The organism is Campylobacter fetus subsp. fetus, from assembly GCF_900475935.1.
Lineage (GTDB): Bacteria > Campylobacterota > Campylobacteria > Campylobacterales > Campylobacteraceae > Campylobacter > Campylobacter fetus.
Genome location: NZ_LS483431.1, coordinates 853,502 through 877,826 on the forward strand (window position 1 = coordinate 853,502; position 24,325 = coordinate 877,826).

At 32.8% G+C, this 24,325-nt stretch carries 22 protein-coding genes; 12 read left to right on the top strand and 10 right to left on the bottom strand.

Annotated features, from left to right (window positions below):
• Positions 1–35 precede the first annotated feature (35 nt).
• Genes aroB through mog form a run of 5 tightly spaced genes read left to right on the top strand, consistent with a single transcriptional unit; the run spans position 36 to position 6,059 of the window.
• Entirely contained in the window at positions 36–1,076 is a 1,041-nt protein-coding gene (gene aroB / locus DQN38_RS04220; RefSeq protein ID WP_065844084.1) for a 3-dehydroquinate synthase, read from the top strand.
• On the top strand, positions 1,073–2,653 hold the full coding sequence (locus tag DQN38_RS04225; protein ID WP_002849353.1) for a mechanosensitive ion channel family protein: 1,581 nt from the start codon (positions 1,073–1,075) through the stop codon (positions 2,651–2,653). The genes aroB and DQN38_RS04225 overlap by 4 nt, the downstream gene beginning before the upstream one ends.
• The gene (mtaB, locus tag DQN38_RS04230) at positions 2,647–3,891 is read left to right on the top strand and encodes a tRNA (N(6)-L-threonylcarbamoyladenosine(37)-C(2))-methylthiotransferase MtaB (RefSeq protein ID WP_024305230.1); all 1,245 of its coding nucleotides are present in this window, start codon (positions 2,647–2,649) and stop codon (positions 3,889–3,891) included. Before DQN38_RS04225 ends, mtaB begins: the two co-directional genes overlap by 7 nt.
• Positions 3,869–5,539 carry an ATP-dependent metallopeptidase FtsH/Yme1/Tma family protein gene (locus tag DQN38_RS04235; protein ID WP_081303762.1) on the top strand — a complete coding sequence of 557 codons (1,671 nt, stop codon included), beginning with the start codon at positions 3,869–3,871 and terminating at the stop codon, positions 5,537–5,539. Before mtaB ends, DQN38_RS04235 begins: the two co-directional genes overlap by 23 nt.
• Positions 5,529–6,059: a molybdopterin adenylyltransferase gene (gene mog, locus DQN38_RS04240; RefSeq protein WP_002849356.1), complete on the top strand. Its 531-nt coding sequence runs from the start codon at positions 5,529–5,531 to the stop codon at positions 6,057–6,059. The genes DQN38_RS04235 and mog overlap by 11 nt, the downstream gene beginning before the upstream one ends.
• Positions 6,060–6,314: 255 nt before the next feature.
• Here mog and DQN38_RS04245 read toward each other — a convergent pair whose 3' ends face one another.
• Together DQN38_RS04245 and rseP are read right to left on the bottom strand one after the other, a co-directional pair.
• Positions 6,315–6,932, bottom strand: a complete 618-nt coding sequence (locus DQN38_RS04245; RefSeq protein ID WP_065843939.1) for a YggS family pyridoxal phosphate-dependent enzyme — start codon at positions 6,930–6,932, stop codon at positions 6,315–6,317.
• A complete protein-coding gene (rseP, locus tag DQN38_RS04250; RefSeq protein WP_065843940.1) occupies positions 6,929–8,041 on the bottom strand; it encodes an RIP metalloprotease RseP in 1,113 nt (370 codons plus the stop codon). The genes DQN38_RS04245 and rseP overlap by 4 nt, the downstream gene beginning before the upstream one ends.
• 128 nt (positions 8,042–8,169) lie before the next feature.
• Here rseP and rpe point away from each other — a divergent pair, with 128 nt between their 5' ends.
• The gene (gene rpe / locus DQN38_RS04255) at positions 8,170–8,811 is read left to right on the top strand and encodes a ribulose-phosphate 3-epimerase (protein ID WP_002849359.1); all 642 of its coding nucleotides are present in this window, start codon (positions 8,170–8,172) and stop codon (positions 8,809–8,811) included.
• Positions 8,812–8,823: 12 nt separating this feature from the next.
• Positions 8,824–9,621: a 3'-5' exonuclease gene (locus DQN38_RS04260; RefSeq protein WP_002849360.1), complete on the top strand. Its 798-nt coding sequence runs from the start codon at positions 8,824–8,826 to the stop codon at positions 9,619–9,621.
• Here DQN38_RS04260 and DQN38_RS04265 read toward each other — a convergent pair.
• The 8 genes from DQN38_RS04265 to DQN38_RS04295 all read right to left on the bottom strand — a co-directional run bounded on the left by DQN38_RS04265 (position 9,614) and on the right by DQN38_RS04295 (position 14,348).
• Positions 9,614–11,446, bottom strand: coding sequence for a primosomal protein N' (locus DQN38_RS04265; RefSeq protein WP_111738189.1), 1,833 nt, complete (start codon positions 11,444–11,446; stop codon positions 9,614–9,616). The genes DQN38_RS04260 and DQN38_RS04265 overlap by 8 nt on opposite strands.
• A 7-nt stretch (positions 11,447–11,453) precedes the next feature.
• The gene (locus tag DQN38_RS04270; protein WP_002849361.1) at positions 11,454–11,864 is read right to left on the bottom strand and encodes a type II secretion system protein; all 411 of its coding nucleotides are present in this window, start codon (positions 11,862–11,864) and stop codon (positions 11,454–11,456) included.
• Between the two features lie 26 nt (positions 11,865–11,890).
• A complete protein-coding gene (locus DQN38_RS04275; RefSeq protein ID WP_065843941.1) occupies positions 11,891–12,649 on the bottom strand; it encodes a hypothetical protein in 759 nt (252 codons plus the stop codon).
• 36 nt (positions 12,650–12,685) lie between these two features.
• Entirely contained in the window at positions 12,686–13,279 is a 594-nt protein-coding gene (locus DQN38_RS04280) for a type II secretion system protein (RefSeq protein ID WP_225893280.1), read from the bottom strand.
• Between the two features lie 19 nt (positions 13,280–13,298).
• Positions 13,299–13,433, bottom strand: a complete 135-nt coding sequence (locus DQN38_RS09120) for a hypothetical protein (RefSeq protein WP_269460504.1) — start codon at positions 13,431–13,433, stop codon at positions 13,299–13,301.
• A gap of 170 nt (positions 13,434–13,603) precedes the next feature.
• Entirely contained in the window at positions 13,604–13,807 is a 204-nt protein-coding gene (locus DQN38_RS09125; RefSeq protein ID WP_269460505.1) for a type II secretion system protein, read from the bottom strand.
• An 86-nt stretch (positions 13,808–13,893) separates the two neighbouring features.
• The gene (locus tag DQN38_RS04290) at positions 13,894–14,118 is read right to left on the bottom strand and encodes a hypothetical protein (protein WP_002849366.1); all 225 of its coding nucleotides are present in this window, start codon (positions 14,116–14,118) and stop codon (positions 13,894–13,896) included.
• The gene (locus tag DQN38_RS04295) at positions 14,115–14,348 is read right to left on the bottom strand and encodes a coiled-coil domain-containing protein (RefSeq protein WP_002849367.1); all 234 of its coding nucleotides are present in this window, start codon (positions 14,346–14,348) and stop codon (positions 14,115–14,117) included. The genes DQN38_RS04290 and DQN38_RS04295 overlap by 4 nt, the downstream gene beginning before the upstream one ends.
• A 191-nt stretch (positions 14,349–14,539) precedes the next feature.
• On the opposite strand from DQN38_RS04295, the gene uvrB reads away from it, so the two are divergent.
• The 5 genes from uvrB to DQN38_RS04320 all read left to right on the top strand — a co-directional run bounded on the left by uvrB (position 14,540) and on the right by DQN38_RS04320 (position 23,934).
• Entirely contained in the window at positions 14,540–16,516 is a 1,977-nt protein-coding gene (gene uvrB / locus DQN38_RS04300; RefSeq protein WP_042960621.1) for an excinuclease ABC subunit UvrB, read from the top strand.
• Positions 16,517–16,877: 361 nt separating this feature from the next.
• Positions 16,878–17,924, top strand: a complete 1,047-nt coding sequence (locus DQN38_RS04305) for a PepSY-associated TM helix domain-containing protein (RefSeq protein WP_011731985.1) — start codon at positions 16,878–16,880, stop codon at positions 17,922–17,924.
• A gap of 26 nt (positions 17,925–17,950) precedes the next feature.
• A complete protein-coding gene (locus DQN38_RS04310) occupies positions 17,951–20,089 on the top strand; it encodes a TonB-dependent siderophore receptor (RefSeq protein WP_038452387.1) in 2,139 nt (712 codons plus the stop codon).
• A 322-nt stretch (positions 20,090–20,411) separates the two neighbouring features.
• A complete protein-coding gene (locus DQN38_RS04315) occupies positions 20,412–21,731 on the top strand; it encodes an MATE family efflux transporter (protein ID WP_065843926.1) in 1,320 nt (439 codons plus the stop codon).
• 112 nt (positions 21,732–21,843) lie between these two features.
• Complete coding sequence (locus DQN38_RS04320) at positions 21,844–23,934, top strand: RNA degradosome polyphosphate kinase (RefSeq protein ID WP_002849380.1); 2,091 nt, start codon at positions 21,844–21,846, stop codon at positions 23,932–23,934.
• Positions 23,935–24,325 lie beyond the last annotated feature (391 nt).

Here is a 24,325-nt window from a genome sequence, read left to right on the forward strand (position 1 = left end):
ATTTTAGGTAAAATATTTAAAAAAAGGCAGAATATATGAAAATAGATATTAATTTGAACGATGATAATAAAAATTATAGCGTATTTATAGATGAACTTAAAAATCTTAAATTTAAAGGCAAAATTGCCGTAATAACAAACTCAAAAGTAGGCGGTTTATATCTTGGAGAGATTTTAAATTTGATAGACGCCGACGAGATATTTAGCGTTTGTATCCCAGATGGCGAGCAGTATAAAAATCTAGCTATGATCGAGTATATATTAGAGCAGCTTTTTGTAAGCAGACTTGAGAGAAACAGTACTCTTATAGCTCTTGGAGGTGGAGTTATAAGTGATATGACCGGATTTGCGGCTAGTATTTATGAGCGCGGTATAAATTTTATAAATATCCCGACAACGCTTTTAGCGCAAGTAGACGCAAGTGTAGGCGGCAAAACAGGAGTAAATAATAAATTCGGAAAAAATCTTATCGGTACTTTTTATCAACCAAAGGCCGTATATTGTGAAACTAAATTTCTAAACTCTTTACCAAATAGAGAGTTTAATGCGGGAATGGCTGAAGTGATCAAAATGGCTACTATGTTTGATAAAGATTTTTTTAAATTTATACAAGATAATAGCGTAGAAAATAGTCAAATACTAAAACAAATCATAGCAAAATGCGTAGAGATAAAAGCAGGAGTAGTAGCAAAAGATGAGAAGGAATCTGGAATTCGCGCAGTATTAAATTACGGTCACACATTTGCTCATGTTATCGAAATGCAAACAAATTATAAAAAATTTCTACACGGCGAAGCGGTTGCTATTGGTATAAATATGGCAAATCATTTAGCTTGTAAGCTTGGTCTTTTGTCTAAAAAAGATCTAGATATTATAGAGCAGACTCTTATAAAATTTGGTTTGCCTACTACTTATCGTATAAGCGATGAAGAGGTATTTTACGACTCGTTTTTTCTAGATAAAAAGAGTGAAAACAAAAAGATCAAATTTATACTTCCAAACGGTATTGGATCATACGCTTTGAGAAACGATATAGATAAAAATAGCGTTTTAGATATTTTGAGGATGTTTAAATGAAAAAACTGTTTGTAATTTTTGTTGTTCTAATACCGTTTTTATCTGTTTTTGGAGTTGTAAATGACGCTTCTAGCCAAAAAATAGATGAATTAAACGCAAAAATATCAAATTATGATGCTAAGATAAAAAATAATATTTGGCTTATTAGGTACTCAAATTACAATACTTACCAAAATTTAGTTACAGAGTTAGAATATGCAAAAAACGAGCTAGAGAATTTAGATAAAAAAAATAGCAAAAAAGCGGATGATCTAAAAAAAAGAATTTCCAGCTTAAAAGAGCAGATAGAGCTTTTAAAAGAGTATGAAAGATCACCTTTTCAAAGTATGCTCGTAGTCCCTGAGATAGAAGAGATTAAAAAGATCACAAATCCTATAGCTCTTATATCTGGATTTTCATATATTAAAAAGCTAAAAAACGAAAAAGAAGAGTATATAAATCGGCTTATAAAATTAGAAGATGCACTTAATGTTTTTATAGAAAAAGAGAGTTTGCAGCAAGAAATTTACGATATAAACTCAAGCAGCGAAAATCTTTCCAAGCTTAATGAAACTAGACGTGAGATTAGCGAGTTTCAGATCGCACAAGATATCGCTACAACCACGTTTGGCGTATATCAAAAAAAGCTTGATGAATCTATAAATAGAGCTAGTTTGGAAGTAAAAGAGCAGATAAAACAAGCTTTAAGCATACTTTTTACGATAATTGTAGTTATATTAATAGGATTTTTATGTAAATTTGTTGCAAAAAGATACGTAACGGATAATCAAAAATTTTATACGATAAATAAATTTATAAATGTGATAAACTTTACTATTATTATATTTATTTTACTGTTTGCATATATAGAAAACGTAAGCTATATGGTAACTATACTTGGATTTGCTTCTGCTGGTCTTGCTATCGCGATGAAAGATATGTTTATGAGCTTGCTTGGCTGGAGCGTTATCATTTTCGGCGGTACTTTTCACGTCGGCGATAGAATAAGAGTTAGATATCAAAATAGTGATTATGTAGGTGATATCATAGATATAAGTCTGCTTAGAATGACCATTTATGAAGATATAACTCTGACTACTTATCTTACAAATAGAAGAAGCGGACGTATAATATTCGTACCAAATAATTATATTTTTACCGAACTTATAGCAAACTATACTCACAGCGGTATGAAAACCGTATGGGACGGTATAGATATAATGCTTAGTTTTGACAGCAACCATAAAAAAGCTATGTATATCATAAAAAATATCACGAGAAAATACTCAAAAGGATATACAGATATAGCCAAAAAACAGATGAATAAGCTAAGAGATCAGTATAGTATAAAAAATCCAAATGTCGAGCCTAGAATTTATAGCTTTTTTGAGCCGTACGGTATAAATATAAGCGTATGGTATATGACAAACTCATATGCGGCTTTAGCTCTTAGAAGCACTATTAGCGCCGAGATTATCGAAGCTTTAAATTTAGAAGAAGATATAAAAATAGCTTTCCCAACTCAAACTCTGTTTTTTGGTAAAAAGAGTAAGCCTATGAGTCATATAACTGATGTTAGTAAGGAAATTTTATATTGAAAATATACTTTAAAACTTTTGGTTGTAGAACAAATATCTACGATACGGAACTTATAAAAAGCTATATAAAAAGCTATAAAATAACAAATAACGAAAATGAAGCAGATATAATAGTAGTAAATTCATGCACAGTTACAAATGGAGCCGATAGCGGAGTAAGAAGCTACATAAATCAAGTGAAAAATAGCGGTAAAAAAGTGGTTTTAACAGGTTGTGGGGCTGTTAGTAAAGGTGAAGAGTTATTTAAGAAAAGCTCCGTTTTTGGAGTTCTTGGAGCTAGCAATAAATCTAAAATAGATGAATTTTTAAATTCGCAAAACCCATTTTTTGAGCTTGGGGATCTAAATTTTATCGATAAAAATATAGTAAGCAACTATGAAAATCATACAAAAGCTTTTATAAAGATCCAAGAGGGTTGTAATTTTAAATGCAGCTACTGCATTATACCTTCTGTAAGAGGAAAAAGTAGAAGCATAGATGAAGAAGTTATACTAAACGAGGCTAAAATTCTAGCTAGTAACGGATATAATGAGATAGTGCTAACTGGTACAAATATAGGTAGTTATGGAGAAGAAAAAAGTAGTTCACTTGGAAAACTTCTTCAAAAATTAGGTAGTATAAAAGGTATAAAACGAATAAGACTCGGCAGCATTGAGCCTAGTCAAATAGATGAGAGTTTTAGAGAAATTTTGCAAGAGTCGTGGCTAGAAAAGCATCTTCATATAGCGTTGCAACATACGAGTCAAACTATGCTTGATATAATGCGTCGCAGAAATAGGGCGTTTAAAGATATAGAACTTTTTAACGAGCTTTCAAATTTAGGGTTTGCTCTCGGTAGTGATTATATAGTAGCTCATCCAGGAGAGAGCGAAAAAGTATGGGAAGAGGGTTTAGAGAACTTTAAAAAATTTCCTATAACTCATCTCCACGCATTCATATTTAGCCCTAGAAGCGGGACTCATTCGGCTTCTATGAAGATTGATGTAGATGGCGTAGTAGCAAAAAATCGTCTAAAAATCCTAAAAAATATAGCATTTGTAAATAATTTTGAATTTAGAAAAAGAAACAAAACAAATTTAAATATTTTAGTAGAAAAACAAGGCAGTGATGGACTTTATGACGGATTTGATCAGTTTTATAACAAGATAAAGATCAAATCAGATAAAGACATATCAAAAGAGTGGGTAGAGCTTAGCAATTACGAGGTAAAACCGGATGAAAATTATGCGGAAATTTGAATTTAATTTAAATAAAAAAATTTGGGTTATAGCGGCAGGAACTATTTTAATAGTTCTTCTTGGTGTAGTTTTTTTTAGAAATATTCCAAAATATATAAGTTTAATGCAATATGATAATTTTTTGCAATCAAACTCTATCCAAAGTGCGGTTATAGATGGAGAAAAGATCGTTATAAAAGCTGGAAGTCAGAACTATTATGTTGTAAAAGACTCCATAAATTTAAACGAATTAGGTCAAAAAGTTCCTTTGAAAGTTAGCAGCGATTATAGTATTTTAGAGAATTTGTTGCTCATTATTATATTTCTTGTTATGTTTGTTTTTGGATTAAAATACTTTAAAAAAGCTAATTTAAATTATAAAAAAAGCTCCACAACAGATACAAATGATTTAAACCAAATAGTTAGCTCAGATGTTGCTCCTGCTATATCAAATGTTATGTTTAAAGATGTTGCTGGGATAAATGACGTAAAATTAGAGTTAATGGAGATAGTGGATTTTTTGAAAAATCCAAAAGCGTATCAAGAACTCAGTATAAAAATGCCAAAAGGCGTTTTAATGGTAGGACCTCCGGGAGTAGGTAAAACTCTTATAGCAAAAGCAGTCGCAGGAGAAGCTAATGTACCATTTTTCTATCAAAGCGGTGCAAGTTTTGTACAAATTTATGTAGGAATGGGTGCAAAAAGAGTTAGAGAACTGTTTTCAAAAGCAAAAGCATATGCACCAAGTATTATATTTATAGATGAAATAGATGCAGTTGGCAAGGCTAGAGGCGGCGGTAGAAACGATGAAAGAGAGGCTACTTTAAACCAGCTATTAACAGAGATGGACGGATTTACCGATAATAGCGGCGTTATAGTTATAGCAGCTACAAATAAAATAGAGATGATAGATGAAGCTCTACTTAGAAGCGGTCGTTTTGATAGAAGGATATTTTTAAGTTTGCCGGACTGCAAAGATAGAATGGCGATACTAAAGTCTTATCTAAAAGATAAAAAACATGAAGTAGATATAGATACTGTAGCAAAAAACACCACAGGATTTAGCGGAGCAGGACTAGCAACTCTTGTAAATGAAGCAGCTATAAATGCTCTTAGAAATCACAGAGCTATCATTCAAAACGATGATTTTAAAGCTGTGGAAAATAGAGTTTTATACGGTAAAAAGAAAATTTACTCTTTGAGTCAAAGTGAAAAAGAAATTCAAGCTCTATATCAAGGAGCTAAAGCACTTAGTGCCGAGTGGTTTGGTATAGATTTTGATAAGATATCTTTGCTTGAAGATAGATTTTTATCTCAAGATGGTTTCTTAGAGTCTAAGACTATGATTTTATCTCGTATAAAGGTATATTTAGCAGGTAGCGTAGCACTGAAAATTTATAAAAATGAGCTATATACTAATTCAAGTAATGATATATTAAATGCGAGAGAACTTGCTAAAAAACTTGTTATAGACTACGCTATGACTGGAAATCTTATGGCGACAAATAACGATATAAAAGATATTTTAGATGAGTGTTTAAATGAGACGGCTGAGCTTATAAAAGGCATACAAAAAGAACTTTTTGCACTTAGTAGCTATCTAGTGGATAATGAAAGCGTAGATAGAGAGACTATAAAAGATATGATAAGGAAGATACATGAAAGCTAAAATAGGAGTTTTAACTCTAAGCGATAGAGCTAGCAGTGGAGTTTATGAAGATAAAAGCGGAATTGCTATAAAAGATATTTTGCAAGATTGGCTTATAAGTGAAACCGAGTTTATATATAAAATTATACCAGATGAGTATGATTTGATAGTTGAAAATTTAAAAGATATGTGTGATGTTTCTAAGTGTGATCTCATTTTCACTACAGGAGGTACCGGACCATCTCCTAGAGACGTTACTCCTGAAGCTACTGAGGAAATTTGCCAAAAGCTTATGCCTGGATTTGGTGAGCTGATGAGAACTACTAGTTTAAAATTTGTTCCTACGGCTATCTTATCTAGACAAACAGCAGGTATAAGAGGTAAAACTCTTATAGTAAATCTTCCCGGTCAGCCAAAAGCCATAAGAGAGTGTTTAGAGCCTATATTTCCGGCAATTCCATACTGTTTAGATTTGATAGGAGCGGCTTATTTACAAACTGATGAGAGTAAGATGAAAGCTTTTAGGCCAAATAAAAAGTAAAGTTTTATGTGGCAAAGAAACTAGTAATTCCATATATTAATAAAAATTTAAAAGTGTAAGTTTTATACTTACACTAATAATTACTTAAAAAAACAAATTCTTATTATAAATTGCGATCTATGTTGCGCAAAAATCTGAAATAAGCTTAAACTATTTTCTACCGTAAAATACTCTGCTTGTACCAAAAGTGCTTCTAAGTCTGATTTATATACTAAGGTACGGTTTTATAGCCGTAATCTCTTTTATTTATAAATTTCATTTATATAAAATCGTTCCGAGACGAATCATATTTGAGCCGCATTTTATAGCTAGTTCATAATCACTGCTCATTCCCATAGAACAGATCTTTGCTCCATGTTCTTGCAAATTCTCATAAATTTTATACGTGCTCTCAAAGCTTTTTTGTATCTCTTTTATGTCATCGCTATGAGCACCGATGCTCATCACTCCTATTAAATTTAGATTTTTGCAGCTCTGTTTGATACGCAAAAACTCTTCACAAGCCGCATTTGGATCTACGCCTTGTTTGCTTTCTTCGTGAGCCGAGTTTATCTGAAGTAGGGTCGGTAAAATATAATCAAGCCTTTTATCCACAGTTTCAGCCATAGAAAAACTCTCGCAGCTTTGCCATAAATTAGGATGCAAAGCTAGAAGATGATTGATTTTATTTGCTTGTAAGCGACCGATAAAATGCCAGTTTAAATTTAGATCTTTTAAAATCTCTTTTTTACGTTTTAGCTCTTGAACTCTGTTTTCTCCAAAGTCTATTTGACCTTGATTATATAGCTCCAAAACTTCGTTTTCGGTGACATTTTTTGAAACAGCGATGAGTTTTGTGCTTCCTATTTTGCTTAAAATTTCATCTAATCTCATTCATAAACTCCTGCAAGCCTTAATATATCGTTAAATATAGTAAATGCCATCAATGCGAATAAAAACGCCATAGAACCGTAACTTAATGCCGTAAAAACCTTTTCATTTACCGGTCTTTTAAACACCATCTCATAAAGGTTAAAGATTATATGTCCGCCATCAAGTACCGGAAGCGGAAGCAGGTTTAAAACGCCTAAATTTACAGATATCAACGCTACTATCAAAAATAACACCGAAACGCTTATAGTAGAAGCTTTTGTCGTGATGTCGGCCATAGCGACTATGCCGCCCATCTCTTTGATAGGAACTACTCCGGTTATCAGCTTTTCAAGCCCTTTATAGATGAGTTTTGAGCTTTCTAAGGTTTCGTTAAATGCGTAAGAAATACTGCTTAAACCCGGATTATATACTTTTGTTATCTCGCCGCTTGGGCTTATACCTATGAGTGGAGTTTGAATTTTTTCTCTAAATATATTCATACTTTCACCGATTTTAGGTGTTAAGTTTATATTCAAACGCTCACCATTTCTATCGATGATGATATTTATCGGCTCAAGTTTAACTTGTTTTTTGATGTCGTCCCACTGCTTGATAAGTACGCCGTTTATGCTTATTATTTTGTCGTCTTTTAACATTCCTGCACTCTTAGCGGCAGAGCCTTGTTGGATAGTTCCTATGATAGGAGCTAATTTATCTACTCCGATGAATCCTAATGCGATATATAAGAAAAATGCTAGTAATAGATTAAAAAACGGACCGGCAAAAAGTATAGCTATGCGTTTTATAGGGCTTAAAACGTTATAGCTATCGCTATCATAATTTTTTAGCTTTGGGTCTAAATCGTCTTGTCCTTTAAGCTGTACATAGCCGCCAAGCGGAATGGCACTTAAGCAGTAGTCTGTGTTTCCAACTCTTTTTGTATAGATTTTTTCACCAAATCCGATACTAAAAGTATTTACTTTAACGCCAAAAAATCTAGCAACTAAAAAATGACCAAGTTCATGAAAAAATATCAAAAACGATATAGCTAAAATAGTCACGCCAAAATGCACGCCCCAATGCCAAAAACTAGCTATCAAGAGTGCTAAAACCAAAAAAATACTTTTCAAATTTATCCTTTTTTATTTTTAGTATAGCATAAATTTCTAAAGAAGCTATCTCAAAATATCCATTGTTTTATTGAATTTTATGTAATTAAAGTGTAAAATAACTTCTGAAATTTAAAAAGGTTTAATAAATGTATGTAGCACCTAGTATATTATCCGCGGATTTTGGAAAACTTGATGACGAAGTAAAGGCTATCTGCGAGGCTGGAGCGGACCTTGTTCACATAGATGTGATGGACGGTCATTTTGTGCCGAATTTAACCGTAGGACCGCTAGTAGTAAATGCAGTAGCAAAATCGTCTTCAAAGCCTTTGGATATTCATTTAATGGTAGAAAATGTACCGTTTTTCGTGGATCTGTTTTTACCGCTAAAACCTAAATTTCTTAGCTTTCATATAGAAGAAGAAAAACATCCTTTAAGACTCATAGAATATATAAGAAAGAACGGAGTAAGTCCGGCTATAGTGCTAAATCCACACACTCCTGTTTCTAGCTTAGAATACATAATAAACGAAGTCGATATGGTACTTTTAATGAGTGTGAATCCGGGCTTTGGTGGACAAAAATTTATACCTTCTGTTCTAAAAAAGATAAAAGAGCTTAGAGATCTTATAGAAAAAAACGGTGCAAAATGTATGATAGAAGTAGATGGCGGCGTAAACGGGCTAAATGTTAGCGAACTTGATGAAGCGGGAGTGGATATAGTAGTAGCAGGAAATTTTGTATTTAGCTCAAATGACTACGAACAAGCCATCAAGGCATTAAAATTATAAAAAGTTATCAATTTGGAACAAAAGTTAGAAAATTTTATAAATTTACTCGGTAAAAGCAGCCTTAATTATTATGATTTCTTGCAAAAAGCAAACGATATATCAAGCTTAAAAGAGATAATCAATGTCAAAGATTTTGATGATTGGAATATTTTAGGGCTTGGTTTAGTAAAGACAGAGAGCGGAAAAGTTACTTTAAAAAGCAAATACACGGATTTCAAAGATCAAGTTTTTTGCGTGGTAGATATAGAAACAAGCGGCGGTATAAACAGTGGTCAAATCATAGAAATAGGAGCGCTAAAACTCTTGGACGGAGTTGAAATAGGGCGTTTTGAAAGTTTTGTTTATGCTCCAAACGTTCCGGAAAATATCAGCGAATTAACAGGAATTTATGCCGCTGATTTAGCTAAAGCACCTAGTCTTGCGAATGTGCTTGAAAAATTCAAGCTGTTTTTAGGAGATAGCGTATTTGTCGCACATAACGTTAAATTTGATTATGATTTTATAAGCATAAGTTTAGAACGTCTTGGTTTTGGAATGCTTTTAAATAGACGAATTTGTACGATTGATTTAGCACGCCGAACGATAATTTCGCAAAAATACGGACTTGGCACGTTAAAAGAGCTTTTAGGTATAAGCAATGCTCACCATAGAGCTTTAAATGACGCTATAGCTGCTGCTGAGATATTTAAAGAGTGTGTAAAAAGAGTGCCTTGGAGTATTCAAAGTGTCGAAGATCTCATCATCTTTAGTAAAACCGCAAAGAGTTTAAAACTTCCAAATACTTTAGTCAAGGCAAAAGAATTTAGTTAAAATTTACCGGATCTATATCCGCGTGGGCTCCGTAATTTCTAGCTATTTTAGCGGCTTTTAGTAGAGGAATATGAGAGTCTGATCTTAATAAAATAGATCTTCTATATTTCAACGCAATAAACTCTATAAGTGCTTTTCCGTGACCTATAATTTCTAAATTTGAAATATCTTTTAAATTTGATAATATATCTTTTTCAAATTTCAAAGCATTTTGTTCATTTTTATCTTCTATAACTATTCTAAGAAGTCGTACAAACGGTGGATATAAGGGATTTCTAGATTCCAACTCATCTTCTAAAAATTTATCATAATCCTCTAAGTACTCTTGAAAAAACTCAGATTTATTTGTCTGGATAATAACTCTTCCTTCACCGACCCTAGCAGCGCGACCCGCAACTTGCATAGTAAGAGCCAAAGTCTTTTCTCTAGCTCTAAAATCCGCATATTCAAGATGCTCATCAAGCCCCATGATCACAGCTAAATCCACGTTATGATAGTCGTGACCTTTGCTTAGCATTTGCGTGCCTACAAGGATATCTATCTTTTTGTTGTTAAAGTTTTTTAGCAGAGTTGTTAGCTTGTTTTGCGTAGTAATTTCATCTTTATCAAATTTAGCTATTTGAGCATTCGGAAAGGCTTTTTCCAGACTCAAAACAAGCTCGCTAGTACCTATTTTGTTTGCTTCTAACATATCGCTACCGCACTTAGGGCAACTGTTTGGTATAGCGGTACTAAAGCCGCAGTAGTGGCACTTAAGAGATCCGGTTTTTTTATGAAGGCTCATAGAAACACTGCAAAAAGGACATTTTATGCTGTTAAAACAATTTATGCAAGTTAAGAATTTAAAATTAGCCCTAGTAGGCAAGAAAATAACGGCTTGTTTTTCCATTTTTAGAGTTTTATCTATATTTTCTATTATTAGATTGCTTAGAGCGGTTGAGAAATTATCATAAATAAACTCTTTTTTAGAGTCAAAAAATGTTCCTTTTAGTCTAAAATGTTTAAATTTAAAAAAACTACTCACGCTTGGAGTAGCGCTTCCTAAAACAACTCTTATATCTCCAAAACTTGCTAGATAAACGCTTAGATCCCTAGCATTATAGTACGGCTCACTACTATTTTTATAGCTATCATCATGCTCCTCATCAACTACTATAAGTCCTAAATTCCAAAACGGCAAAAATAGTGCAGACCTAGCTCCTGCTATTAGCTTGATCTCTCCACGAAAAAATCTTTCTAATAAGATTTTTTTATTTTTGGGTGTTATTTTTGAGTGCCAGATACCTACAGACGAACCAAAATAACTCTCCAAACGCGTTTGCATCTGCGGTGTTAGAGAGATTTCTGGCATCAAAAGTAGGGCTTGTTTATTTTCATTTAATACCTCTTTTATAAGAGATATATATACTTCGCTTTTTCCGCTTCCGGTATCTCCAAAAAGTAATGAAACGCTATTTTGCTTGATAAACTCAAGAGCATTTTGCTGTTTTTGGCTTAATTTCGGGGATTTTATAAAACTATAATTCATATTTGAAATTTCATAGTAAGGCTCAAAAAGCCCTAAGCAAACACCGATTTCGCAAGTGTAATATCTGGATATAAATTCAGCTAATTTAATCTGAATTTGCGTAAGTTTTTGCGGTAAAATTTCCAAAATAGCAGACGTTTTAAATTTCGGTTTTTCTACGCTTTTTATCACAAATCCGTTGCAAATTCTGTTTTTCACTTTTACGCTAACTGCGCTAAAAATTTCGATATCAAATTTGCTTTCATAAGTAAGCGGTTTTAAATTCAAACCGCTAAGAGCTATTTCGTAATAATTCATCGTAAATTTAAAGTTTTTTCTCTATTTTTTTACAAAGATCATTTGCGTTTGGATCGCAGTATAAATTTCCGTTTTTATCAATGCTAAAAGTCACCGTTACATTATTTTTTATATCTAGTTTTAAATTTGCTTCATTTACCGACCATCTTAACAAGTAGTCCGAACTAGTATTGTATTGTGTGCTTACTTCGGCTTCTTTTAGAACATCGTTTAAATCTATAACCGACTCATCAGATATCAAGAAACTATCACTTCTTTTTAGGGCTATTACCGATCTTATGGTAGCTAGCTCTACTTGTGCTTTTGCTATTTGAGCGTCTTCGCGGTTTATATTAAAAATCGGTATTGCTATACTAGCTAGTATTCCTAAAATGATAATGACGAACACAATCTCGATCATAGTAAATGCTTTTCTCATATTTATACTCTCTTAAAAATATCTTCTTATATTGTTTCTGCCGGATCGCTCCAGTATGAAGGATCTTCTATGGTATCGAGTGTTTGACTATCTATATACTCTTCACCTAGTAAAGCACAATCCGCAATTCTATCGGCACGAGTAGCAGATGATGGTTGACCGATACAGAAAAATTTACCATTCAAAGACGGAATAAACTTACCACCTTTAGAACACATACTGTCGTTATACTTATGCAAAGTAGGAGAACAATAATCAAATATAATAGATTTATTCGCAACTCTTAAAAAGTATCTTCCATCATATGGATCTCCGCCACTATTATTTATTCTGCTCCAGCCTTTCTCGTTGTTGTTTTCAGCACCTTTTATAGGAGTAGCTAAAACCATTTTAAATAATAAGCGATAATCGCTACCCTTCTTTTTTCTGGATTGATCTAACATCATAGGATATACTCCTTTATTTCTAGTTTTAAGAAAGTCCATATCAAATTTGGATCTACCTTCATTTTCTTGAGCGCTATTGCCTTGTGGAGAGCATTTTGTAAAACAGTATAACTCGTCATAATATCCTTTTCCCATCTGAGCTGCTTTGTAGTACTCTATACCTCTTCTTATGGCTGATATCTGCATTTTTACTTTTGCTATTTCGGCGTCGTTTTTGTTGGCTACTAGTCTAGGAACTAAAATACTAGCCAACATACCTAAGATAATTATAACAAAAACTATCTCTATCACGGTAAAACCTCTAACCCCCCTGATATATTTTTTAAATTTAATATTCATAAAGCTAGTCTCTCCTTTTTGTAAATTTTATATTTATTAAATTTGTTCTTCACCCAACAAACCGCATTTATCACCAGTGCAATATAATTTACCTGTCAAATTTGCGTCTGGGCTGTCTCTAGAACCACATATGGAGCCGCTAGCAGCATTTGTCGTTTTGGAACAGTAATCAAAACGAACAGTCTCTTTTCCAAATCTTACAAAATATCTACCGGAAAATGTAGTACCTCCGGCATCGTTAAACCTACTCCAACCTTTTTCATTTTTATTGTTGGCTCCTTTTATATGATACCCTTTGGGTAAAACCACTGAAAATAACTCTTTAGTTTCAAATCTGCTCTCTAAAGAGAGTGGATATATGGATTGATTTTCTGACGGATTTACCGTATCCCAAGTAGAACTAGCGTAATTTGCAAGAAAAGGTCTCCAACTCACTTGAGTTTTTCCTGATATTATCTGAGATGTCGTGTAATCTCTTATTCCTGCTCTTATGGCAGCGATTTGTATTTTTATGGTTGCTATATCTGCATCTTGTTTTTTTGCTGAAAAACTAGGAATTATAAAGCTAGCAAGTATACCTAAAATGACCATTACAAAAACAAGCTCCACTAAACTAAATGCTTTTTTCATATTTTATATTCTTTTAAATTTAAGGATGTGGCTTTCCTTCTATTTTGTTGCATCCAGTTACGCATATAAAGTCTCCTATATTATCATCGTTACATCTATCCGTACGTTTAGTAGTAGTAGGCGAACAGTAATCCATTGTTATGACTTCATCCACTTTACCGTTTCCAAGAGAATACAGATATCTTGTTCCATAATTAGCTTGATCCGACCAGCCTTGAGTTTTTGCTATGGCATTATTTGGCAGCCAACCAACTCCGTTTGATTTTATCGGAGTTGAAATTACGTATTCAAATAAATTCGGTCTATTTTTTATTTCACCTTCTTCTAACTGCTCTGGATAAATATCTTTTTTTTCACTTTTTTTGCTAATCTTTGCTGGTTTGCGTAATCTCTTATTCCTTCTCTTATGGTGGTTATTTGTGATTTTAGTTGAGATATTTGTGCGTCTTGTTTGTTGGCTACTAGTCTAGGAACTGCAATGCTAGCTAATATCCCTAAAATCACGATAACAAACAAAATTTCCATCATTGTGAAGCCACGAGATAATAATATAGTGGATTTTTCCTTCATAAAACCAGCCCCTCCCTTATTTGTAAATATCTTTAAATTTATACCTACTTTAAAGTTTTATCAAGATCTCCAAGAAGCTTATCCATTTGCTCTTTTTGGATATATGCTTCATGGCATTTTTGTATAAAAGCAGTTAGCAGATCTTTTACTCCAAACTGATATTTATCTTGTAATAAATTTTTTATATCTTCACCGAAAGCCTCCGCGAATTCATCCTCTAAGCGGATAGTATAGTCTTTGGAGGCTATTGTAAGAATGATTTGTTTCATCTACCAAGAACAGCCTCAACCTGCTTAAGTAGATCGTCACTGGCTAGATTTTGGTTTTTAAGCTCCTCTTCAAGACGCATTATTTGATTTGTTTTAGCTTCGTTTTGCGCTTTTACGCTTACTAATTCGTTTCTTAGGGCTTCATTATTTTCACATACTTCTTCATATTTTAGCATCAGCTCTGTTACTTTTGAGGCTAGTGTATTTAAAACTTTTTCATTCTCAAACATAGTCTTCCTTTTTTATAGAAATAATTTATTTTATTTTAGCATATTTTTTGTCATATCTGCATAAAAATGTGAGAATTTTAATAGATTAATGCTGGATTTACGTGTATATTTTTAAAATTATACAAATATTTATATAGATAAACATCTTTATTATTTATGATATAATTTCGCAAAAATAAAAAAGAGAATATATGGATAAATTTGAGATATCTAGTAAATTTAAGCCAAGCGATGATCAAGAAAAAGCCGTAACAAACATAGTAGATAGCATAAGATCCGGAAATAAATTTAACGTCCTTTTAGGAGTAACTGGAAGCGGTAAAACTTTTACGATGGCAAATGTGATAAAACGCCTAAATATGCCGACTCTCATCATGACACACAACAAAAGCTTAGCCGCGCAGCTTTATAGCGAATTCAAAGGCTTTTTTCCTAAAAATCACGTCGAGTATTTCATAAGCTACTATGATTACTACCAACCTGAAGCCTATATACCGCGCCAAGATCTTTTTATAGAAAAAGATAGCTCTATAAATGAAGAATTGGAGCGTTTAAGACTTAGTGCGACTGCGAATTTGCTTGAGTTTGATGATGTGGTAGTCGTGGCTTCCGTATCTGCAAACTACGGTTTAGGAAATCCTGCTGAATATAAAGGTATGGTTTTACTGCTGAGTTTAGGTATGAGCTTAAATCAAAAAGAGTTACTTTTAAAACTAGTAGATATGGGATATAAAAGAAACGATGCGTACTTTGATCGTGGAGATTTTCGAGTAAATGGTGACGTGGTAGATATCTATCCGGCGTATTTTAACGATGAAGCCATCAGACTTGAGTTTTTTGGAGACGAGCTTGACGCTATGTATCACTTTGACGTATTAGAAAATAAACGCACTAAAGACGTTAGCAAATTTATACTATATGCAACAAGTCAGTTTATAGTCGGCGAAAATAGACTAAAACAAGCGATAAAAGATATCGAGCTTGAACTTGAAGATAGGCTTGCATTTTATGAAAAAGAAAATAGATTAGTCGAGTATCAAAGGCTTAAGCAAAGAGTGGAATTTGACCTTGAGATGCTCTCAAGCACCGGAAGTACCAAAGGCGTAGAAAATTACGCGCGTTATCTAACAGGGCAAAAAGCAGGAGAGACGCCGTATTCTTTGTTTGATTACTTTGAAGTGAGCGGCAAGGACTATCTTGTTATAGTAGATGAAAGCCACGTGAGTTTGCCACAATTTCGCGGAATGTACGCAGGCGATAGAAGTAGAAAAGAGGTTTTAGTCGAGTACGGTTTCAGACTTCCTTCTGCGCTTGATAACAGACCTTTGAAATTTGATGAGTTTATAGCAAAAAAGGCAAACTATCTGTTTGTCTCAGCCACTCCAAACCAGTATGAGATAGATCTCTCACAAGGTCATGTTTATGAGCAAATACTTAGGCCTACCGGACTTCTTGATCCACGCATAGAAGTCATAAGTAGCGATAATCAAGTAGAAGTTTTGTTTGATAGGGCAAAAGCAGTCATAGCAAGAGGCGAAAGAGTGCTAGTAACGACTCTAACTAAAAAGATGAGTGAAGAGCTAACGCGCTACTACCAAGAACTTGGTATCAAGGTCAAATACATGCACTCAGACATCGACGCAGTCGAAAGAAACGAGCTTATAAGAGGTCTTAGAAAAGGGGAGTTCGATATGCTTGTTGGTATAAATTTACTCCGTGAGGGGCTAGATCTACCAGAAGTCTCTTTGGTAGCTGTTTTAGACGCCGACAAAGAGGGCTTTTTAAGAAGTCGTACAAGCCTCATACAAACTATGGGAAGAGCAGCTAGAAACGTAAATGGAACGGTTATATTATTTGCAAATAAAATAACAAATTCTATGAAAGAAGCCATAGATACAACTGAAGCAAGGCGTAAATATCAGGGCGATTATAACAAAAAGTACGGTATAACTCCGCGCTCGGCTAGTAGAAATTTAGAAGATAGCTTAAAAGAAGAAGATCTACCAAATTTATATAACAAAGCCAAAAAATTAGAAAAAATGCCGGCGAGTGAGCGAGCAAAAATCGTAAAAGAACTAAGAAAACAGATGCTTGAAGCGGCTAAGAATTTGGAATTTGAAAAAGCTGCGGCTCTAAGAGACGAGATAGCAAAACTTAGAGAGCTTTAAATATTTATTAAATTTAAGTACCGCGATATTAGTCACGGTTGGCGTGTTAAATTTGTTATAAATAATACGATTGATCTATTATAAAATATTATAATACTAGTGTTTTATAAAGTAATTTTAGCATCTATAATTAGTATTTATCTAGATACATTTTCATTTAAAAATAATAAAATATATTATTAAAATTCTTGAAATAGCTCATAAAAACAGTTAATTTTATAAATTTTATAACGGATTATTTTAATAATCATTATTATTAAACAATATATAAGTTTTAGTTATATATAATTCCATCATTTTTATCTTAATTTTAATATTTTCTAATATATAAAATTAAATTAAATTATATTTAAGGATAAATTTGAGAAAAATATTTTATAGAATTCATAAATACCTGGCAATTATATTTTTTATTCCGCTTATCGTTATAGGATTTAGCGGATCTGTGTTGGTATATAAAACAGAGTTTGATAATCTCATAATGCCAAACGTAGTGAGCGTAACACCTGGCGGGCAAAGAGTTAAATTTGATGATATGACTAGAAATATCAATAATACTTATATCAACCATGAAATAGTAGGTTGGCTTATAAATACAGATAATACAAAATCAGATAGAGTTTATCTCATTGAACACAATGATACACAATGGAAGTCAATATATATTGATCAATACACAGGCAAAATTATGGATAAACTAAAGCCGCACGATAGTTATCTTAGCGATATTATACTTGAGATTCACGACAATTTACTTTTGGAGCAAAATGGCAGGATAATGGTTGGAATTTTGGGTTTAATAATGTTTTTTATAGGAGTTAGCGGATTTGTTATTTATAACCGGTTTTGGATAAATTTATTTAAGTTAAGATTTAAAAATATAGCAGTCGCTATGACGGATATACATAAATTTATAGGAGTTTGGGCGTCTGCGCTTTTATTTATAATCGGTCTTACTGGATCTTGGTGGGCATTAAATTTTTTATTTAAACAAGCTGGTCAAATAGATGAAAATTTTAGAATAAATGAAAAAATTTATAACAAAAATTTATCGATTGATGAGCTTTTTGAAAAGTCCCAAATTGATTTTGACGGATTTATACCTTATTATATAAGTTATCCGTTTTACATCGATAGAAACATCACGTTTTACGGAATGAATAAGAATCAAAATTTCCTTCATCATCAGTACTCGAATCAAGTAAGTTACGACAAACAAAGCGGAAAATTGATAGAGATAAAAAATATAGAAAACGCAAAAATAAGCGATCGATTTTTATCTACATTTAGAAAAGCGCATTTTGGTTATTACAATGAGGTGACTAAATTTATCTGGTTTTTAGTGGGTTTGACGCCATTTATGCTAAGCATTACCGGTATTTATCTTTGGTTAAAAAGAAAAAAATAAGAAAATAATGAAACTAAGGAGACGATATGAAGTTAAGTAGAATTTTACTTTCGGCAGTAGTTGCTATATTTGTACTTCAAGAAAATACTAAAATTTTAGCAAACGAAACAAATCAGGTATCTTTAGAGGCTGTAGATATAGCAGCTCCTATAAGAAATGACGATAAAAACTATAATACTCAAGAGATCGTTAAAAGCACTACAAGGCTTGATTTGAATGTTCGAGAAATACCGCAGTCTTTAAGTATTATAACAGAAGCAAAGCTAAGAGATCTTGACGTAAATGACTATCAAGAGCTGCTTCGTCATATACCAGGAGTTACTCTTAACAAATGGGATGAGCGCGTTTATCCGACTATTAGGGGTTTTAGTGTTGATTATTATCTGCTTGATTCTATGCCGAGTTTCGGCGGTTTTTCACTTGGAGCAAACGATATGAGCTTGATACCATATGAGAGAGTTGAAGTAGTCAAAGGAGCAAACGGACTTCTAGCGGGCGCCGGAAATCCTGCGGCTAGTATCAATTTTATAAGAAAAAGAGCAGATAGTAGAGATTTTAAAGCGGTATTAAAAACAAGCGGAGGATCATATGATAAATACGGTATCTCAGGTGATGTTTTATCCCCTTTAAACAAAGATGGCAGCATAAGAGGAAGACTTTCGTTTTCACATGATAAATCTAGATCTTTTATGGATTATTATAAACGTAAAAATGACGTGATTTATACCGTTATAGATGCCGATGTAGGCGATAACTCTTGGGTTTCTTTAGCCGGATTTTATCAAGATTTGCAAAGAAACGGAATTCGTTGGGGCGGTATGCCAGCATTTTATACAAATAAAAGCAGAACAAATTTTAGTAAAAACCAAATTTTTTCTCAGCCTTGGACTAGATGGGATATAAAAACTCTTGATTTTTACGCCGATTATAAATATTTTTTTAGAAACGATGCCGTTTTTAATTATTCATATTCGTTTAGACGCGCAAACACTGACTCAAATTTGCTTTATTATGGTGGAAATCTCCCTACGAATAACATAGGAAATATCGACGGGCTTTCCGTCTATGCAAACAAACGTGAAGAAAATATACACAATATCGATAGTTATCTAACGCTTCCTTACGCCGCTTTTGATAAAAATCATGAATTTGTTTTTGGTGCTATGTATAATAACTATAAAAAAAGCGCAGATAACGTAAGTAGCTATTGGAATTCAAAAAATACGCCTGCCGGACTTAAATTTACTTCCGATACTATTTTAAATTTCAACAATTTATATATAAACGATCCGAGATTTCCATATATAGATCAAAATAATCCTGATAAAACTATTCAAAAAGCAATATATATGGCAAATAAATTTCAAATTACAGACTATGCTAAATTTTTAGTAGGCGGTAGAATGAGTTACTGGAAATATAGCATTGAAGGCGGAAATGCAAATAGAAATTTTACAAGAGAAATAACTCCGTACATAGGAATAGTATATGATTTAAACGAAAATTATTCTCTTTATGCTAGTTATACAAGTATATTTAAACCGCAAAATAAAAAAGATATAAATGGAAAATATCTTGATCCTATAGAAGGTAAAGACTATGAAGTCGGTATCAAAGCAGAGTACTTTGGAGGAGCTCTTCAAACTTCATTTGGTCTATTTAAAATAGAACAAGATAAGCTTGCAACGGCTTATGAACCAGATATAAAGATACCTGGTACGTCACAATCTGCTTATATCGCTTCAAAAGGTGTTTTGAGCAAGGGATTTGAAATTGATGTTATGGGCGATATAAATAGTGATTTGAGCTTAAGTTTTGGTCTTACTCATTTTAAAGCAGAAGATGCAAAAGGTATGAAATACAACACTGAAGCCGCCAGAACTACTGCTAATTTATTTGCTAAATATACCATTCAAAATCTTAGAATAGGCGGAGGTATTTTATATAAAAGTAAAATTTACGTAGGTAGCGGTGATAGGCGAATAACTCAAAATGACTATGCTTTAGTAAATTTAATGCTTGGATATAAAATCAATAAAAACTTTGATATCCAGCTAAATATCGATAATTTATTTGATAAACGATATTATGAAGGTATAGGAGCAAATAAGATGGTTTATGGCGATCCAAGGCTATTTAACTTAACTTTTAGTTATAATTTCTAATTGAAATTTAAGGTTTTTATATTTAAATTTTAATGTAAAAACCTTATTAAATTTATACTTTATGGTGCGTATTTTACATAATTACCAAATTTTATATTGTATTTTATAATTAAATATATTTAACAGATTTAATATTAAGTGGAATTTTTACTTATTTTTTGTATAATTGTTTAAATTTAAAAAAGGTGATTTATGATGACTTATCGGTACGCTTGTCAAAATAAATTATACTTAAAATTAAATTTATACATACAAGCTATCAACGGAGTTTATTAGCGTTTTATTTTTTAAATAGCAAAAAATTTAAAAAATAGGAGTTGATATGAGCTTTAAACCTACAAAATTATTTATAAAATATGCTTTTCCAAATATGATAAGCACGGCTTTCATCTCGTTTTATTTTATCATAGATACTATATTCGTCGGGCAGATGATAGGTACAAAGGCGCTTGGAGCTATGGGACTTACTATGCCTTTTATAATGATAAGTTTTGCGCTCATAGATATGATAGCAGTAGGCTCATCTGTACAAATAGCGCTTCGTCTTGGAAGCGGTAGATTTAAACAAGCTTGCGGGATATTTAGCTTTAGTTTGATAACTGTTTTTATCTTTGCGTGCTTTGTGTTTTTATTTGGTTTTTTCTTTATAGAACCTATTAGTAATTACTTGATAGACGATAAAGAATTAGCTGTACTTGCGGCGCAGTATGCTAAGGTTTTTGCGCTGTTTTGTCCAGTCATAATGCTCTGTTTTATGTTAGATAACTACCTTAGAATTTGTAAAAAACCTATATATAGTATGTGCGTAAATATCTTTGTTGCGTTTATAAATATAGTCTTAGACTATATTTTTATAGTAATTTTAGAATGGGGACTTTTCAGCGCCGCTTTAGCTACTTGCATCGGACTTAGTTTAGGGACTTTGCTTGGATTTACACCGTTTGTATTTGGAAATTTAGAGTTAAAATTAAGCAAAGCGTTTATAAATTTAAAAATCATAAAAAACATAATATACAATGGCAGTTCAGAGTTTTTGACAAATATCTCTACATCGCTTTTCGTCATCGCGGCAAACGCTTTGCTACTAGATATCGCAGGAGTGCGGGGCGTGGCTATACTTGAGGTAATTTTTGCCATAGATAGTTTTATGGCGTCTTTGATATTTAGTATGTGCGATGGAATGCAGCCTCTTCTTAGCTATTATTACGGTGCGAAAAATATTAAATTTATCATGGCTCTGTTTTGGCGAACGTTTTTTGGCGCTATCGCTCTTGGAGTTATGATTGTTGTGGCGATATCTTTTGGTAGCGATTTTATAGTTTCGTTTTTTAGCAGAGATATCGAATTTATAGCAGCTAGCAAGGAGGCTTTACTGGTTTTTTCACCGGTGTATCTATGTTCATGGTTCATTATATTTGCTAATTCGTTTTTTACTGCTTTAAATAGACCTGCTTACTCTCTTAGCATATCTTTAAGTGCGAATTTGCTTCTGCCTTTACCTTTTTTGTATATTTTGACAAATTTTTTAGAAGTAAACGGAGTATGGCTAACTCCGTTTGCGGCTAAGTTTTGTGTTGTTTGGTTGGCTTTATATTTTTTAAGAGAGACTATAAAAAAATTAAATTTGAACTTTTTATCATGAATTTATTACCCAAATTTACACAATTTAATGATAATTCTATTTTAAATTTAGAATATTAAGTGAAATTTTCACTCATTTTTAGTATAATTATGCCAAATTAAAAGGTTGGTTTATGGAAAACAAAGATATTTTTATCAATCGTGAGCTATCTTGGCTTAGATTTAATTCACGTGTTTTGTCTCAGTGCGAAAAAGATCTTCCACTACTTGAGAAACTTAAGTTTATAGCTATTTATTCGACAAATTTAGATGAGTTTTATATGATACGTATAGCAGGTCTTAAACAGCTTTTTGCTGCTGGAGTCGTAGTAAGCGGAAGTGATGAGATGACACCGCTTGATCAGCTAAGAGAGATAAGAAAATACCTAAAAGATGAACAACAAATTTTAGAAGATTATTATAAAGAAACAGTTACAAAGTTATCTTTATCCGGTTTGCATATAAAAAAATATGAAGATTTAGAAGATGATATAAAAGCTAGAGCGGATGATTACTTTTTTTCAAATATTTTACCTGTTATCGTGCCTATAGCAGTTGATGCAACTCATCCGTTTCCGCACTTAAATAACCTTAGTTTTGGACTTGCGGTAAAGCTTTGTGATGAAGCGCATCCGGAGATAGTTAAGTTTGGAATGATAAGAATCAGCAGAGTGCTTCCTAGGTTTTACAACGCCGGAGATGGTATTTACGTGCCGATTGAAAGTATAGTTCATCGCCACGCTGAAGAGATATTTCCCGGATATAAACTTCTTGCTAGCTGCGCATTTAGAGTAACTAGAAATGCTGATATGGTTATCGAAGAAGAAGAAGCAGATGACTTTATGCTTATACTTGAGCAAGGTCTGAAACTTCGCAGAAAAGGTGCTTTTGTACGTTTACAAATCGAAAAAGATCCAGATCCGGAGATACTTGAGTTTTTAAATTTACATATGAAAATTTTCTATAAAGATATCTATGAATACAGCATTCCTCTAACTCTAGGAGCTTTATGGCAAATTATAGGCGATAAAGAATTTTCTCATTTACTACTTCCGCCCTATACGCCAAAAACACTTCCGCCCTTTGGACAAAACGTCTCAATGTTTGAAGCAATAGATAAAGAAGACGTTTTGCTTTTTCACCCATATGAGAGCTTTGAGCCGGTAACACAGTTTATAAAAGAGGCTGCGAAAGATCCAAAAGTTATATCTATACGTATGACTTTATATAGAGTAGAGAAAAACTCAAGTATAATTCAATCTCTCATAGACGCTGCGAGCGATGGCAAACAAGTAACTGTTATGGTAGAGCTAAAGGCTAGATTTGATGAGGAAAATAACCTTCACTGGGCAAAAGCACTTGAAAACGCAGGAGCACACGTTATATACGGTATCACGGGATTTAAAGTACATGCAAAAGTATCTCAAGTAATAAGGCAAATAGGCGACAAGCTAAAATTCTATATGCATCTTGGTACCGGAAATTACAACGGAAGTAGTGCAAAGATCTACACCGACGTAAGTTATTTTACTAGCAGAGAAGAATTTGCTAAAGATACTACAACGTTTTTTCATATATTATCTGGATTTAGTAAAAACCGTCGTTTAAATGCTCTATCTATGTCTCCTATGCAGATAAAAGAAAGAGTTATAGAGATGATAAAAAACGAAGCAAAGATGGGCAAAGATGGTAAAATAATTGCTAAAATGAATGCTTTAGTAGATAGCGACGTGATAAAAGAGCTTTATAACGCAAGTAGGGCAGGAGTTCAGATAGATCTTATAATAAGAGGAATTTGTTGTCTTAGACCGGCCGTAGAAGGTATGAGTGAAAATATACGCGTACGCTCTATTATAGGAAAATACCTTGAGCACGCTAGGATATTTTATTTTAAACATGCAAATCCTAAGTTTTATATATCAAGTGCAGACTGGATGCCAAGAAATTTAGAAAGACGTCTTGAGCTCATGACTCCTATATATGAAAGTGTTTTACAAGGTAAATTAAGCGAGATATTAAGAGTACAGCTAATAGACAATGATCTTTCGTATGATTTAGGCAATGATGGAGAATATACGAGCGTCATTAGAGCTGACAACGAAAAATCGTTAAATAATCATGAATTCTTTGAGAATTATCTTAATAAAGTATTTAAAACACTCAAAAAAGGTAGCGATCAAGATAAAGTGCAAATACTTGCTTCAAAACTATTTAAAGAGAGTTAGTACTTTTTGATTATCAAATTTACGCGGTTTTTATGAATTTTAGCCGCGTAAATTTACTATAAAACCCACTCCAAAACTCTAAGAAGTTTTTGAACTTCTTTTGTATCTAACTCAAGAATTTTTTTGCTATTTTTATAGGGCTCATTTATCACAATTTCTCTTTGGCTGCTAAATTGAAGAGCAAATGTTCCGTTACTGTTTATTTTTTAAAGATTTTATCATCGATATTCATTAGAATATTTTACAGTAGTTTCCCTATCTTTTTCAAAGTTATTTTTAACGCTTTTTAAGTTTTCTAAACTCAAGTCCGGTGGCTTTAATAAAATCTTTCTATATAAGCTGCATTATCTTGGATTTTAGGCTATTTAACAAAAGAAGCGTTATCGCCAGT

Bases quoted from the DNA above. Each gene is read 5' to 3' on its own strand.
- DQN38_RS04235 (WP_081303762.1), top strand. From the start codon at position 3,869: ATGAAAATTATGCGGAAATTTGAATTTAATTTAAATAAAAAAATTTGG.
- uvrB (WP_042960621.1), top strand. From the start codon at position 14,540: ATGGATAAATTTGAGATATCTAGTAAATTTAAGCCAAGCGATGATCAA.
- rpe (WP_002849359.1), top strand. From the start codon at position 8,170: ATGTATGTAGCACCTAGTATATTATCCGCGGATTTTGGAAAACTTGAT.
- aroB (WP_065844084.1), top strand. From the start codon at position 36: ATGAAAATAGATATTAATTTGAACGATGATAATAAAAATTATAGCGTA.
- DQN38_RS04280 (WP_225893280.1), bottom strand. From the start codon at position 13,279: ATGAAAAAAGCATTTAGTTTAGTGGAGCTTGTTTTTGTAATGGTCATT.
- mog (WP_002849356.1), top strand. From the start codon at position 5,529: ATGAAAGCTAAAATAGGAGTTTTAACTCTAAGCGATAGAGCTAGCAGT.
- DQN38_RS04320 (WP_002849380.1), top strand. From the start codon at position 21,844: ATGGAAAACAAAGATATTTTTATCAATCGTGAGCTATCTTGGCTTAGA.
- DQN38_RS04225 (WP_002849353.1), top strand. From the start codon at position 1,073: ATGAAAAAACTGTTTGTAATTTTTGTTGTTCTAATACCGTTTTTATCT.
- DQN38_RS04290 (WP_002849366.1), bottom strand. From the start codon at position 14,118: ATGAAACAAATCATTCTTACAATAGCCTCCAAAGACTATACTATCCGC.
- DQN38_RS09125 (WP_269460505.1), bottom strand. From the start codon at position 13,807: ATGATGGAAATTTTGTTTGTTATCGTGATTTTAGGGATATTAGCTAGC.
- DQN38_RS04295 (WP_002849367.1), bottom strand. From the start codon at position 14,348: ATGTTTGAGAATGAAAAAGTTTTAAATACACTAGCCTCAAAAGTAACA.
- DQN38_RS04245 (WP_065843939.1), bottom strand. From the start codon at position 6,932: ATGAGATTAGATGAAATTTTAAGCAAAATAGGAAGCACAAAACTCATC.
- DQN38_RS04310 (WP_038452387.1), top strand. From the start codon at position 17,951: ATGAAGTTAAGTAGAATTTTACTTTCGGCAGTAGTTGCTATATTTGTA.
- DQN38_RS04275 (WP_065843941.1), bottom strand. From the start codon at position 12,649: ATGAATATTAAATTTAAAAAATATATCAGGGGGGTTAGAGGTTTTACC.
- DQN38_RS04315 (WP_065843926.1), top strand. From the start codon at position 20,412: ATGAGCTTTAAACCTACAAAATTATTTATAAAATATGCTTTTCCAAAT.
- DQN38_RS04270 (WP_002849361.1), bottom strand. From the start codon at position 11,864: ATGAGAAAAGCATTTACTATGATCGAGATTGTGTTCGTCATTATCATT.
- DQN38_RS04265 (WP_111738189.1), bottom strand. From the start codon at position 11,446: ATGAATTATTACGAAATAGCTCTTAGCGGTTTGAATTTAAAACCGCTT.